The 13,921-nt window shown below is 33.1% G+C and carries 10 protein-coding genes; 3 read left to right on the top strand and 7 right to left on the bottom strand.

The window, feature by feature from the left end:
* Positions 1 to 22 precede the first annotated feature (22 nt).
* From ACJDUH_RS06440 to ACJDUH_RS06420, 5 genes are all read right to left on the bottom strand, one after another.
* Positions 23 to 979 carry an RluA family pseudouridine synthase gene (locus tag ACJDUH_RS06440; RefSeq protein WP_406764331.1) on the bottom strand — a complete coding sequence of 319 codons (957 nt, stop codon included), beginning with the start codon at positions 977 to 979 and terminating at the stop codon, positions 23 to 25.
* Positions 980 to 1,060: 81 nt separating this feature from the next.
* Complete coding sequence (locus ACJDUH_RS06435) at positions 1,061 to 2,251, bottom strand: M20 metallopeptidase family protein (protein WP_406764330.1); 1,191 nt, start codon at positions 2,249 to 2,251, stop codon at positions 1,061 to 1,063.
* A 5-nt stretch (positions 2,252 to 2,256) separates the two neighbouring features.
* The gene (locus ACJDUH_RS06430; RefSeq protein WP_406765022.1) at positions 2,257 to 4,299 is read right to left on the bottom strand and encodes a cell division FtsA domain-containing protein; all 2,043 of its coding nucleotides are present in this window, start codon (positions 4,297 to 4,299) and stop codon (positions 2,257 to 2,259) included.
* A gap of 158 nt (positions 4,300 to 4,457) precedes the next feature.
* A complete protein-coding gene (locus ACJDUH_RS06425; RefSeq protein WP_406764329.1) occupies positions 4,458 to 4,661 on the bottom strand; it encodes a hypothetical protein in 204 nt (67 codons plus the stop codon).
* Between the two features lie 247 nt (positions 4,662 to 4,908).
* Positions 4,909 to 8,121: a glycoside hydrolase family 3 C-terminal domain-containing protein gene (locus ACJDUH_RS06420; RefSeq protein WP_406764328.1), complete on the bottom strand. Its 3,213-nt coding sequence runs from the start codon at positions 8,119 to 8,121 to the stop codon at positions 4,909 to 4,911.
* 385 nt (positions 8,122 to 8,506) lie between these two features.
* Here ACJDUH_RS06420 and ACJDUH_RS06415 point away from each other — a divergent pair, with 385 nt between their 5' ends.
* Positions 8,507 to 8,884: a hypothetical protein gene (locus ACJDUH_RS06415; RefSeq protein WP_406764327.1), complete on the top strand. Its 378-nt coding sequence runs from the start codon at positions 8,507 to 8,509 to the stop codon at positions 8,882 to 8,884.
* A 227-nt stretch (positions 8,885 to 9,111) separates the two neighbouring features.
* On the opposite strand, the gene ACJDUH_RS06410 is transcribed toward ACJDUH_RS06415, so the two are convergent.
* Positions 9,112 to 11,319 (bottom strand): ATP-dependent helicase, encoded by a 2,208-nt coding sequence (locus ACJDUH_RS06410; protein ID WP_406764326.1) that lies wholly within the window; start codon positions 11,317 to 11,319, stop codon positions 9,112 to 9,114.
* Positions 11,320 to 11,491: 172 nt separating this feature from the next.
* Between ACJDUH_RS06410 and ACJDUH_RS06405 the strand changes: the two genes are divergently transcribed.
* Both ACJDUH_RS06405 and ACJDUH_RS06400 read left to right on the top strand, forming a co-directional pair.
* Positions 11,492 to 12,970, top strand: coding sequence for a nicotinate phosphoribosyltransferase (locus tag ACJDUH_RS06405; RefSeq protein ID WP_406764325.1), 1,479 nt, complete (start codon positions 11,492 to 11,494; stop codon positions 12,968 to 12,970).
* A gap of 1 nt (position 12,971) precedes the next feature.
* A complete protein-coding gene (locus ACJDUH_RS06400) occupies positions 12,972 to 13,322 on the top strand; it encodes a hypothetical protein (protein ID WP_406764324.1) in 351 nt (116 codons plus the stop codon).
* A 96-nt stretch (positions 13,323 to 13,418) separates the two neighbouring features.
* Here the strand turns inward: ACJDUH_RS06400 and ndk are convergent, their stop codons facing one another.
* Positions 13,419 to 13,823 (bottom strand): nucleoside-diphosphate kinase, encoded by a 405-nt coding sequence (ndk, locus tag ACJDUH_RS06395; RefSeq protein ID WP_406764323.1) that lies wholly within the window; start codon positions 13,821 to 13,823, stop codon positions 13,419 to 13,421.
* Positions 13,824 to 13,921: the final 98 nt, after the last annotated feature.

Raw genomic sequence — 13,921 nt, 5'->3', positions numbered from 1 at the left:
TCCTTAAAGTATTAAAAAGTTTCTAAAATTTAAAAACGTCATTTTTAATCTTCTTAAATATAGGAGGCAGGCTTTCTCCTATTGTTTTGTTCTCCATATATGAGAGCTTCTCAGGACAGTCCTTAAAAACCAGTTTATAGGCATACAGAAATTGATAATTAAGTCCATATTTATTTACAAAGAAGCTGTTTAATTTTTTCTCGCCATACTTAGTATCTCCTACAATAGGATTGCCTAAAAAGGCAAGGTGAGCTCGCAGCTGATGACTCCTTCCTGTGATTAAGTCCATTTCAATAAAAGAAAAGGTTCCGCAGCTCTGAAGAGTTTTTACTTCCATAGCTATTCTCTTTGTATCTGATTTTCTTTCATTGTAAATCTTTGATATGTTCTCATCTTCATTTTTAGATATATAAGCTTCATAGCTTCTATCTGCAATTCTATCCTTAACTAAGGCAACATAGTATTTCTTGATTTTTCTTTCTCTTATCATTTCATTTAAAAGCTTTAAACTCTCAAAATTTTTACCAAAAATAACTATACCAGAGGTGTTTCTATCCAGTCTGTTACAGGGAGCAGGAGTAAAGGTAACTTCCTTTTCAGGTGTAAAATCTCCTTTATCAAAAAGATAAGAAAGTACATAATCAGTAAGAGTTGGTTCGGTGCTTTGGCTATCTGAATGAACTAATACTCCAGGCCACTTCTCTACTATTAACATATTTTCATCTTCATAGGTAATTTTCAAATGATTATTTTCTATACGCTGAAATTTATCCTTTTTATATTCCGAAACGATCTCTTTAGTTTCTACAATATCCCCTTCTGAAAGGAAAAGCTTTTCTTTAGCCTTTTTGCCGTTTACCTTAATATCTCCCTTTCTAATTCCCTTATATATAGCACTTAATGGAACGTCCTTAAGCCATTTTCTTATAAACTTATCCAATCTTTGTCCTGCTTCATTTGAGCCTATCTCTATCCTCATTTTTTCACTCCTAGTAAAAAGTTGTTTTATCTAAAATAACAACTAATTATATATCATTAACAATGAAAGGTGCAACCTATTTTACTTTCTTTTTAAATATTCATAGGCAGCCCTGCATTGAATTGCTACCCCAATTGACAAAGCATCTTCATCTAAATCGAAAAAACAGCCATGTGCGGGATTAATAATACCCTTTTCTTCATTTCTGACTCCTAAGAAATAAAATGCAGAGGGAACTTCCATGGAAAAATAAGCAAAGCTTTCAACGCCCATGCTTGGATTTTCCAAATTGATAATATTTTTGCCTCCTATTATTTCCTCTGCACTATTATTTATAAGCTGCAGAATATCATCATTGTTATAAAGGCAGGGATAGCTTTCTTCTATCTTTATATCTACCTTACCTCTTAAGGTACCTGCAACCCCTTCACAAATATCTATAAGTCTTTTCTTTACATATTCTCTGTGCTCACTTCTCATTGTCCTAATAATACCTGAAATAGTTACCTCTTCAGGAATTATATTTTGCGCAGTTCCTCCATGAATGCTGCCAACGGTTATAACTGCTGCATCAGTTGGAGGTATTTCTCGGCTTACTACTGTCTGAAGAGCTAAAATAATATTACTTGCTATAACAATTGGGTCAACAGTATCCTCAGGATGTGCCCCATGACCACCTTTACCTGTTATTTTAACCGTAAATGGATTAGAGGCAGCATTAACAACTCCTTTTTTCAATCCAATTTTACCAACTTCTATTCCCTCATGTACGTGAAGACCAATAACACAATCTACCTTAGGATTTTCAAGTACTCCTTCTTTAATCATAAATCTTGCACCACCAACAGTTTCCTCTGCTGGCTCAAAAAATAACTTCACGTTGCCATTTAACTCATCTTTTATACTATTTAGTATTTTAGCTGCTCCCATTAAAATTGTTGTATGGGCATCATGACCGCAGCCATGCATTTTTCCATCTATTTTTGAAGAGTAACTTTTACCTTTTTTATCTTGTAGCGGAAGTGCATCCATGTCTCCTCTTAAGGCTATAGTCTTTTCACCATGGCCTTTTATAACAGCACAGATCCCTGTTCCAGCAACCTCTGTAAATTCAATTCCTTCAGCTAATAAGAAATCTTTAATCTTCCTTGAGGTTTCATATTCTTCAAATCCAAGCTCTGGATGAGCATGAAAATACCTTCTTAGATCTATAAGGTCACCTTTCATTTCTTCAGCTTTCTTTAAAAAATCCAACAAATTCTTTACCTCCATATTTATTACTCCCAATAGATTTTAATAACATCATCCTTTGAAAGTACATCATAATATCCTGCTTTTTTTCCGTTAAGAATCAACACTAAATTTCCTCTAGACTTCGTAAGATCAAAATTAATAAAATCAAACACATCTATAAATATATATTTTTCTTTGTTTTTTAAAATTACTTTTTCATCATTTACATGTACTTCAAGTTGATTAGTAATTTTAGTATCATCAGATACAGCTGTGAGCTTAATAGAAGCCATTTTATCTTCAGCTTCCATTTCTATAGTATTTATGCTATTTTCTATTCTATTATCTGTTTCCTTAACTTTATAGATTCTATCCCCTTCATTAATGACGTAGCTGTCCTTTAGCTCAACATCATTAATAAAATATCTTCCACTATCCTTATCTATGTATTGTTTATAATCACCAATTGTACTTACTGTAATAACCTTAACCTCATCCCCATCTTTTATCGTTTCATTTAAGGCTCTTGTATCATTATTTATAATAACAATGGGATCAATTACCGTAATAATATTATTTACGTATAAGCTAATTGAATTAAGGCCATTAATTAGCTCGTAAACTTTCGGCGCTGCATCCATTCCATTTTTAGCGTAAATAATTTCAATTTTATCTCCTTCTTTAACATCAGAATCTATATTCCCTGGTTTTTCATTTATGATTATTTCAGCATTAACTGCTAAACTTCCAAAAGCTACTCTTTTTATACCATTGTAATTATATTTTATATTCTTTCCATTTTTCGCAATTAAAATCTTTGGGTTAATTCCTGCTTGCATCATTACATCTGCAATGGTGTGTTTATGCGAATTAAAGAGACTTACTACGCTGCCATTTAAGGTAACATCAATGAAATCATGTCCAAGCTTCATAATTGAAACAAGTGCAATTCCTAAAACTGTAACTCCTGTACTTCCTAATTCTTCATTACAAGATACACAGTCTGTTACTGCATCCCTGCCTTTAATGCCAATTCTTTGCGCTGGTAAATTCAGCTTTTCAGAAAGTGAATCCTTAAGCAGAGGGGTATGTGCTCCTCCCCCAACTAAAAAAACAGCATTAGGGGCCTTACCACCATTTAACTCGATTATTTTTGAGCTAATTTCACTGCTAATTTTATCTACTACTGGCTTAATTATTTTAATAATTTCCTCAGAACTAATTTCGTTTTGAAAACCCAGGACATCCTTATAATTAATAATTTCTTTTTCTGTTAGTTCCTTTTTTATAACTTCTGCATAATTAAAGTCTACTAATAAGCTTTGAGCAATAGCTTCAGTTACCTCGTCTCCAGCTAAAGAAACCATTCCATAGGCACTGATTGTATCCTTACTGCTTATTGCAATATCGGAGGTGCCTGCACCTATATCAACTAAGGCTATATTAAGAAGTCTTAAGCTTTTAGGAACAGCAGCTTCCATTGCTGCAATTGGCTCTAATGTGAGATTAACTACATTTAAACCCACTTTTTCCATAACTGCATATAGGCTTTCCACAACGGATCTTGGCAGAAAAGTAGCTATTACTTCTACAGCAGCATTATCACCCTTATGTGATAGTAAATTGCTAATTACATAATCATTTAAAAAATAATTTATTACACTGTAGCCTACACAATAAAGTTTGCCTTCCGTGTTTTTATTAATCTCATCTTCAGCGTTTTTAACAGCTGTTAATTCCAGGCTTCTTACATACTCTTTATCTATTTCTCTATCATAATCAAGCTTCAGTTCTGATCTTGAGGTAGTTGTTCTTAAAAATCTACCTGCAGCAGCAATGGAAACATCCTTTAGTTTGAAATTAAGCTCTTTTTCCAGTTTCACTTTTACAGAGCTTACACCGGCAGCTACTAAGTTTATGTCGTGAATTTGTCCATCCTGCATAGCTCTTTCTTCGTGCTCTAAATAGCTTTCAGCTATACAGTAAAACTTCTTTTCTCTAACTACACCCACTGTTCCAATAATTGAGCGAGTTCCTATATCTAATGCAAAAATTACTTCCTTAGGATTAATATTTAATAACTCCATAGCTTGTACCTCTTTTAGCATATGATTTAAAAGCTCCCATTCTATGAATAGGAGCTTATTCTTTAATAAAATTATATACTATGGTATAACAATATTCAATAAATTTAGACATATCAATCTTAATGTTATTTAATATAAAATATCCATACAGATAGCGTTTATATTATGCCATTCATCTGGTGATAAAAATAATCTGCTATTAAAAATATAGCTAAATGTTTATTATAACAATTTTGTACCTTTTCATTTCTAATTGCTTGTATAATATTCTTAAATGAAGGCCTTTGCTTCTTCTTCTTTGTATTATTTATATATTTATTTTCTCTTTTATGCTTATGTAATTCCGTTTTATTAATTTTCATTACTTTAATTACCATTTTGATTTATTACTTCCTTTACAATTCTCAGTTGTATTATCGTTATAATCTTGGTAATCTTTACTTTCGTTCCAATTATTACTTATCTTTGACTGTCAGCTCAGCTTTTTTAGTAATCCATTATTATGAAGTATAAGTACATCAAATTTTCTAGATATGCTATTTACATGATGGCCTATATAAAAAGGCATGCTAAGTTTATCAGCATGCCTTTTTATTGGAGTAGACTGATCTATTCTTCAGCAACTCCATGTAGGAATTCGAATTCAAACCAGTTTATATTCATACCGCTTACTGTGAATTGGAGCTTAATTGTGTGCTGTCCCTCCGGAAGCGTGATCTGAACTGGTGAAGCAGTAACCCAGTTCTGCCACCCACCTGTAGCTGTTTTCTGAACTACAGAGCCTACACGAGCGTCATCAACATAAATATCAAAGGCTGCATTAGCGGCATTAACTGCTACCCTTGGATAGAAATTGTAAACTCCGACTCTTTGTACATTAACATTAAAGGACATCCACTCATTTGTATTGGTGTAAGTTGGATTCGTTCCACCGTCGCTGTCATTACAGGTTTCTTCTCCTATTGAAACGCTGGTCCATGCATGATCTACAGCTTTAATTCTTGTATTCTCCTTTTGACTAATCTTGAAAACTGTAGGATGCAGCACTTTATCCTTGAACACATTTGTCTTCATTATCATGTTTAGAACATTTTTTATATTTCGCTCCAGTTCTGCACGGGTAATAAGTCCTGTAGACAGCGCGCTCATGATATTGGAAGAATTTCCGCTGGACATCTTTACGTCATTTCCTGCCTTGGCTTCTTTATAAGCAGTTGAATTATTACCCCAGTCTGTCATTACCATTCCCTTATAGCCCCATTCTCCATGGAGGATATTGGTAAGCAAATCATAGCTCTCAGCAGTTTCTGTTCCGTTGATTAGATTATAAGAGGACATAATGCACCAAGGTGAAGCTTCCTTAACCGCAATTTCAAAGCCCTTCAAGTAAATTTCACGCAGGGCCCTTTCAGAAATCCTGCTGTCACTGTTTGTTCTGTTTGCTTCCTTTTCATTGGCTGCAAAATGCTTTAAGGTAACGCCAACTCCCTGAGACTGAACACCCTTTGTTATAGCAGCAGCCATTTTACCGGATATAAGAGGATCTTCAGAGAAGTATTCAAAGTTACGGCCGCATAATGGGTTTCTATGAATGTCCATACCTGGAGCCAGCCATATATCAACTTTATTTAACCTGGCTTCTGTTCCGACAGCAATTCCCATCTGCTGTATTAAATCCACATCCCATGTACATGCGAGTAAGGTTTCAACCGGCCATGCAGTACAGTGAGTAGAGAGACGTAAGCCTGCAGGCCCATCGGAAGTCTGTGCACTTGGAATACCATAGTCACTTAATCCGCCTATACCGCCGGTACCTCCTGCTATCTGTGCTCTCTTTCCTCCGGATAAATCAGCCAGCTGCTGATTTGTCAACTGTGCAATAAATTTATCCATAAGGCTTGGGTCTGAATAAACATTACCCAGCATTATCTTGGTTCCTGTCGGTGCAGTTACTTCAGCAGCTGCCGCAGTAATTGCCGCAGAATTTTCTGTACTCGTAACGCCATTAAGAGTTGTTATTGTTGTATCTTCTGTATTTCTTAAAGTGATATAATCAATATTTCCACAGGAACCATTGGAAACAAGCTTTAAGGTACATGGCCCTGCCGGAAGTGTAATTGTTACCGGAGCGGTATCTATAAAGTTATACCATTCACTTTTGTTTGTACCATCTCCAGTCTGTGGAAGAGTAATATTCACATTAGGCTGCTGAACGTTGTTAACGTAAATTCCCAACATATTTGTTATGGCTGCACGACCATTGGCAGCTCTGAAAACTACATTGTATGTTCCAGCCTTTTCTACATTAAGGTCGTAGGAAACATAATTGCCTGTGTAATTCAAATAACTTACACACTGGCCTGAAACACCATTTACATTGAAGCTTTCGACACGGACATAATTCGTACCTTGAGTAGCATCCAAAAAGTCCTCTGCCTCAAGCTTTGCAGCTCCTGCTGCTGCTATTGTAACCGTAGGATTTTTCAGTGTTTCATAGGTCCCATCAGCCAGCAGTCTTCTGTACAATTTCTTTGGTGCCAGCTGTTTTGTTAACTGCTCTGCGACAACAGTTTTATCAAGCTTATAAGTATATCTTATACCATTTTTCCCTGCATCCTTGATAGAATTGCCTACATATATATTGTAATTTCCTGCTTCAAGAACATATGCAGATTTCTGTACTTTTCCTGTGTCATCGTAGCTTGCCATATCATTAACATCGAAGGACATTTGTAGAACGTCTGATTTTCCAGGCTGAATAAGTTTGGTCTTTGCAAAAGCTGCAAGTTCTTTGCCTGGTTTTCCAAGTTTCCCTTGCGGTGCACTGAAGTAGGTTTGTACTACTTCTTTTCCTGCAACGGAGCCTTCATTTGTAACCTTTGCAGTGACATGAATCTTTCCCTTTTCTTGTGATACGTTTACATTTGAGATTTCAAAGGAAGTATAGGAGAGTCCATAGCCGAACTCATAGTTTACTCTGGAATATCCAGAGTCAAAAGTTTCAAAGTAACGGTATCCTACAAATACATCTTCCTCATAGCTTACATGGTCACCATATTGACTGAAATTTGCAGCTGACGGATAGTCATCATAACTCTTTGCAAAGGTATCCACCAGTTTTCCAGATGGGTTTGCATCCCCGCATAATACATCTGCAGTGGCATTTCCGCCTTCCATTCCTGGCTGCCATGCTATAAGAACAGAAATTCCAGGATAATTCACTATCCAGGAAGTATCTATAACAGCACCTATATTAAGTACCACGGCAACTTTTTCAAAGCCTGCTGAAGTAACCTGATTAAGAAGTTTGGCTTCAGCATCGCTAAGGTAATAATCTCCTTTTGCTGCAGTTTTGTCCGAACCTTCCGAGGAATATCTACTTATGGTAACGATGGCTGTCTTTGCATTTGTAGCAACAGCTTTTACCTGATCATCCGTAAGTGACATTTCACCTTTTCCGCCGCCTGCTATATAACTGCTGTACGCATCTGCCAAAGGTTTATAGACAGAAATCTTTCCGTCTTTCGCCTTGTTTTCCATTCCCTGCAGCAGATTCACAACATAATCAACATTTACATTACCAGAACCTCCTCCACCCTTTTGAAAGTTAATCTGACCAGAGCCGAAAAGAGCAACAGACTGGCCCTTTGCAATCGGCAGTGCACCATGATTTTCCAACAAAACCATACCTTCTGTAGCGATTTTTCTTGACAACTCAATATTTCCCGGTGCAGAAACTGCTTTTACACTATTCATGGCTGGAGCTGTAGTTACAGTTAAAGCTAAAGCCATCACAATAGAAAAGGTTTTCTTAAAATTCATTTTTCCCCCTCCAATTTTTTTTATTATTGTTGCAGACATTTAAGGAAGCTGTGAAACCATTTTCTATGTATCTATAAATCACCCCCTAACTATATACCTTTTATACAGGAGTTAGCTTCTTAACTTGCACCTTTATTATACTACCAGCTTACATTTATTTCAAATATTACTAAATATTAACCATAAATTATTTCTAATTCTCCTTTATCCATGGTACGACCTCCGATTCTACAATATTATCATTCTTCATAGCTTTTTCATTACGGTTTGTATATTTTAAGTTCAATTTTATATGAATTTTTTAACCTTACAAAAACAAGCAACTTTTTAAAAACTAAATCGTAGTAAGTAGTAAGGAATAGGTTATAATCAAGGAGATTAGTTTATGAAAAAGATGATTATGTTATTCATCATAGTTCTTATTTCATCACCAATAGTTGGATGTACAAAACTATGTAAAGATAGTGTGAAGATAGATAAGATTACCCAAACCACAACACAAAAAACAGAAAGTGATATTTGTAAAATTGCTTATAATACATTGAATGAAACTTACAAGCAACAGGTAGGTGAATGGAAAACTGCAAAGGTAGAGGAAAGTATTTTGAAAGGAAATGAAATATATAGTTCAATTGGTAAATATTATTCTGTTAATGCATATAAAGTTTCATTTAGAAACTTTAAAAATGGAGTATTAGGGCCAATAGTAGTATATCTAGATAAGGATTCATATAGATTTTTAGGAATTGGATTAAGATATTAAATTTTTACAATGTGTACCTTTCATTCCCACTTTTCTATTATAAAATAATTTTTCAAGTTTTGTTGAAGTGTATCATGAACCTTTTTTCTTTATCAGGTTTTGGAAATAATAAGTCAGTAGTATCTTTGCCCATGATCTGAATATATTCTCTTAATATCATTTTTATACTACCTCCAATATGTTTTAAATGTGTTACGTGTATGAAATGAATTTTTAATTTAACATTATCAGCTCAGCTTTTTTAGTAATCCATTATTATGTAGTATGTTTACATCAAATTTTCTAGCTATGCCCTCTTCAAAGGCAATTTCTATTACATTATCTTTAAATTCCATTACCTTTCCTTTACCAAAGCTTTGATGTACAACCGTATCTCCATTATTATAAATTGGTTTTAGTCCTCCAGCTGAATTTAAGTCAATTTCTTCAATGAATCTTGAGCAAAGCTTATGGCTGCCTCTTATATTTTGGGGAATACAAAAATAAATATTATCAATTGCCCTTGTTATACCTACATAGAATAGTCTTCTTTCTTCTTCTATGCCTTCCTCAATACTATTTTTATGGGGAAGCAAATCTTCAACACAGTTCATAATGAATACATTTTTAAATTCCATACCCTTTACTCCATGAATTGTACTTAAGATTACTGCATCTTCCTCCCCAAAATTATTTTTAACTTTTTTTAGTTCTTCTTTCACTGCTTCAACATGTGATAAAAAAGCTATTATAGTACTATAGGGTTTAACTGACTCTTTAAATTCTTCAATTATATCTAATAAATCTGAAAGTTTTAATTTAAACTTCTTACAATACAAGACTATATGCTCTTCATAGCCCAAATCATGAATTATAGATTGAGCTGCACCTTCCAGTGTCATTTTATTTAAGTGAGCTATACTTTTATATAGTTTATCCAAATTTTTCATCTGAAAAATAGGAGTTGTCTCCATGTTCTTAACAGCTTCAAAGCAATTACCCTTAATATCGCATTCCTTAAGCTTTTCTAAACTTATTTTGCTAATATACCTAAAGGGCTTATTTATTACTCTTATAAAGCTCTGAGCATCATCAGGGAATATACTCAATCTTAAATAAGCTATTATGTCCTTACAAATAAAATGTTCAAAAAAATTATATTCCTTATCTAATAACTTAAAAGGAAGCTTTTTTCTAAGTAAGGCATCTACAATACTTCTGCTTTCCATATTAGTTCTAAATAACACTGCATGGTCTTTATAACTATACCCTCCTCTTAAATTTAAGGCTTCTATTTCATTTGCAATAAAGTCCCCTTCTGAATTTTCATCATAAAAATTATTACTTTCAATTTTCTTTTTTTCATTTTTGCTTGAAAACATATTTTTTATATTTCTATTTACATTATTTTTAATTAGTGTATTTGATATATTAATTATGTTCTCAGTGCTTCTATAATTAGTAGAAAGAAAAAGGCTTTTTCCTTTCTCAAACATACTACCAAAATTAACCATAAATTCTGGTCTAGAACCTCTAAAGCTGTAAATGCACTGATCCTCATCTCCTACAGCAAAAATAGAATTTGTTTCGTTTAACATTGTTAGTACTTGCATTTGCATTTCATCACAGTCTTGAAACTCGTCCACTAGTATGTGATGAAAGCTTTTCCTATAAGTACTAAGTACCTTAGGTGATTTCACTAAAAGTTTTTTAAAGTTTATTTGAAGGTCATCAAAGTCTAGAAGGTTATGGGTATTTTTATATTCTTCATAAGCGCTAAAGCATTTTATGAAAATTGATCTATCAATATTAGGATCGAAATCTTCTAAAGGAGTGTTGCTTACCTTGAAAACTGAAATATAGTTTCTTATTTCATTTACTTTTTCTTCGCTTACTTCATCAGTATATCTAGTTAGAGTATTTGATATTATCTTAAAGGCTTCATTACCTTCAATTATTTTAATTTGCCCTTCATTCCTAATTAGAAGCTTATAAAAAAGTCCATGAAAGGTCCCAAAAAAAGGAGCTTTCCTGCCGCAGCTTAGGTTTTGAAACCTCTTTTTCATATTTTCTGCAGCTGCTTTAGTAAAGGTAATTACAATAATATTATTCGGATTTATCCCTTTCTCAGTTAAATTTGCATTAATCAGCCTTATATCTTCTTCCCTTAATTTTTCTTTTCCCTTTTGCAAGTATATTTTCATTAATTCTATAACTTCGTTGCTTAAATTCTTTGGTATATAATTACTTTTGTAGATTAGTCCATATTTTACTAAATATAATACTTTATTAATTAATACCGTGGTTTTTCCACTGCCCGGACATGCTGACACTATTACGTTTCTATCATTGCTTAGTACTGCACTTCTCTGCTCCTTATCTAAATAACTAAAATCCGCTTCTATAATTTTATCTCTTAAAGAGTAGAATTCTCTCAATATCTTTTGATTTAACATGTTATACCTCATAAATTCTATAACTAATATAAATAATTATTGACATAAAATATTATATCATGCAAAAAATAAGCATATCTTCAAATTATTAAAAAAGTATTGTAATAATTTTAATAGAATATTAAAATTAAAATGTCGCAGCTTACTAAATTAATTACAGGAGAGTTGTATTATGGAATATACAAAGAATTTCGATATACTAAATGAAAGAAACCTAACAATGCTTGTTGATTTCTATGAACTAACCATGGCAAATGGCTACTTAGACAATAATGTTGGTGATACAATAGCCTATTTTGATATGTTCTTTAGAAGAGTACCTGATAATGGTGGTTACTGCATAATGGCAGGTGTTCAGCAGTTAATAGAATATATGACAAATTTAAAATTTACTAAATCAGATATTGAATATTTAAAAAACAAGGGTGTTTTCTCTGATAAATTTTTAGATTATCTCAAGAACTTTAAGTTTACCTGCGATGTTTGGGCTGTACCTGAAGGAAATCCGGTATTCCCAAATGAGCCTCTAGTTACGGTAAAAGGGCCCATAATACAGGCTCAATTTGTTGAAACTATGATATTATTAACTGTTAATCACCAAACACTTATTGCCACCAAAGCAAATAGAATCTGCAGGGCAGCAAAAGGAAAGCCAGTGATGGAATTTGGCTCAAGAAGAGCTCAAGGCTATGATGGCGCTATATATGGTGCTCGTGCTTCAATAATTGGAGGATGTGCTTCCTCTGCATGTACAATAGCGGAAGAAATGTTTGGACTCCCTGCTGCAGGTACCATGGCACACAGCTGGGTTCAGCTTTTCCCTAATGAATATGAAGCCTTTGCTGCATGGGCAAATACTTATCCAGAAAATTGTACTTTACTTATAGATACCTATAATGTATTAAAATCAGGACTTCCAAATGCTATTAAGGTTTTTGATGAAGTTTTAAAACCTAGAGGCTTAAGACCAAAGGGAATCAGAATTGACAGCGGAGATATAACCTATTTAACAAAGAAATGCAGGGAAACTCTAGATAATGCTGGTTATACTGATTGCAGTATAGTAATTTCCAATTCATTAGATGAATTTATAATTAGAGATGTTTTAAGTCAAGGAGCTAAAATTGATTCCTTCGGCGTCGGTGAAAGACTTATTACAGCAAAATCAGAACCAGTATTTGGCGGAGTATATAAATTAGTTGCTATTCAAAATGGTAATGAAATAATACCAAAAATTAAAATAAGTGAAAATGAAGAGAAAATTACAAATCCTGGATTTAAAAAGATTTATAGAATCTTTGATAAAAATTCAAACCTTGCTATAGCTGACTTAATTACCATAAATAATGAAGCTTTGGACGAAAGTAAGCCCTTAGAAATCTTTAATCCGATATATACTTGGAAAAGGAAAAAGATTAAAAATTATTATGTTAAAGAGCTGCAGATTAAAATAATTGAAAATGGTAATAGTGTTTATGATAGTCCTACTGTAATGGAAATGAAGGAGTTTGCTAAAGAGGAAACAGAAAAGCTTTGGCCTGAAGTATTAAGATTTGAGAATCCCCATTCCTATTACGTAGATCTCTCAACAAAACTTTGGAAGCTTAAACAAAGTCTATTACATGAATATTCAGATGTTTACGAGGAATAATATGGATAATAAAGTTAAAATAAAAATATCTGAAAGTGCTTATGAAAAACTATTAATTATGTTAAAAAATGAGACTGACTATTCCTTTTTACGTTTTTCTTATGTAGATGGATGCTGCAAAAGTCCAAAAGTTGAAATCACCTTAGATAATAAGAATTCATGGGACATAATTGATAATATTGAAAATTTACCAATAGTTTATGATGTGAAGGTTTTTGAAAGAATCAGCGAAATAACTCTGGTTTTTAGGAAGAATACCTTTATGCTGAAAACCACCTTAAAGGATAGTAATAAAAATACTTGTTCAGATTGTAATAGAAGCTGCAGTAAAAATTGTTGTAAAGCTATTTAAATTTCTTCATAGATAAATAAGAATAATTGTATTTAAAATTAAAGCTGGGTAAAGTCATTTATTAAAATGTACTTTACCCAGCTTTACTATGCAAAATTAAATTTTAGGGAACCAAATGCCGATTTCTCGTTTTGCACTCTGAGCACTATCTGACGCATGCACTAGATTTCTAGTCTTTTCTATGGAAAACTTACCCCTAATACTTCCTAAATCAGATTTAAGTGGATCCTTATCACCATTAATCTTCCTAACAATTTCTACTGCATTTTCTCCTTCAACTACTAAGGCACAAAGCTTGTTTTCAGTAATATACTTAATCAATTCTTCAAAATAAGGTTTACCCACATGCTCCTCATAATGCCTTTTAGCTGTTTCAGTATCAGCAAGAATAAGTTCTAAAGCTATAATATTAAGTCCTTTTCTTTCATAGTGACTTATAATCTCACCTAATAGTTTTCTTTCCACTCCATCTGGTTTTACTAATATTAGTGTTCTTTCCATAATTGTCTCCTAATCAACTTCATTCAAAATAAATACAATAATGTTTATTCTAATCATATTTTATAAAAATATACATTATCATACAAACTGTTTAATTA

The organism is Candidatus Clostridium radicumherbarum (genome assembly GCF_045310525.1).
GTDB lineage: Bacteria > Bacillota > Clostridia > Clostridiales > Clostridiaceae > Clostridium_AT > Clostridium_AT radicumherbarum.
Note: the sequence above shows the minus strand (reverse complement) of the source record. Positions and strands in the feature narration are given on the sequence as shown.

Bases quoted from the DNA above. Each gene is read 5' to 3' on its own strand.
- ACJDUH_RS06440 (WP_406764331.1), bottom strand. From the start codon at position 979: ATGAGGATAGAGATAGGCTCAAATGAAGCAGGACAAAGATTGGATAAG.
- ACJDUH_RS06435 (WP_406764330.1), bottom strand. From the start codon at position 2,251: ATGGAGGTAAAGAATTTGTTGGATTTTTTAAAGAAAGCTGAAGAAATG.
- ACJDUH_RS06430 (WP_406765022.1), bottom strand. From the start codon at position 4,299: ATGGAGTTATTAAATATTAATCCTAAGGAAGTAATTTTTGCATTAGAT.
- ACJDUH_RS06425 (WP_406764329.1), bottom strand. From the start codon at position 4,661: ATGAAAATTAATAAAACGGAATTACATAAGCATAAAAGAGAAAATAAA.
- ACJDUH_RS06420 (WP_406764328.1), bottom strand. From the start codon at position 8,121: ATGAATTTTAAGAAAACCTTTTCTATTGTGATGGCTTTAGCTTTAACT.
- ACJDUH_RS06415 (WP_406764327.1), top strand. From the start codon at position 8,507: ATGAAAAAGATGATTATGTTATTCATCATAGTTCTTATTTCATCACCA.
- ACJDUH_RS06410 (WP_406764326.1), bottom strand. From the start codon at position 11,319: ATGTTAAATCAAAAGATATTGAGAGAATTCTACTCTTTAAGAGATAAA.
- ACJDUH_RS06405 (WP_406764325.1), top strand. From the start codon at position 11,492: ATGGAATATACAAAGAATTTCGATATACTAAATGAAAGAAACCTAACA.
- ACJDUH_RS06400 (WP_406764324.1), top strand. From the start codon at position 12,972: ATGGATAATAAAGTTAAAATAAAAATATCTGAAAGTGCTTATGAAAAA.
- ndk (WP_406764323.1), bottom strand. From the start codon at position 13,823: ATGGAAAGAACACTAATATTAGTAAAACCAGATGGAGTGGAAAGAAAA.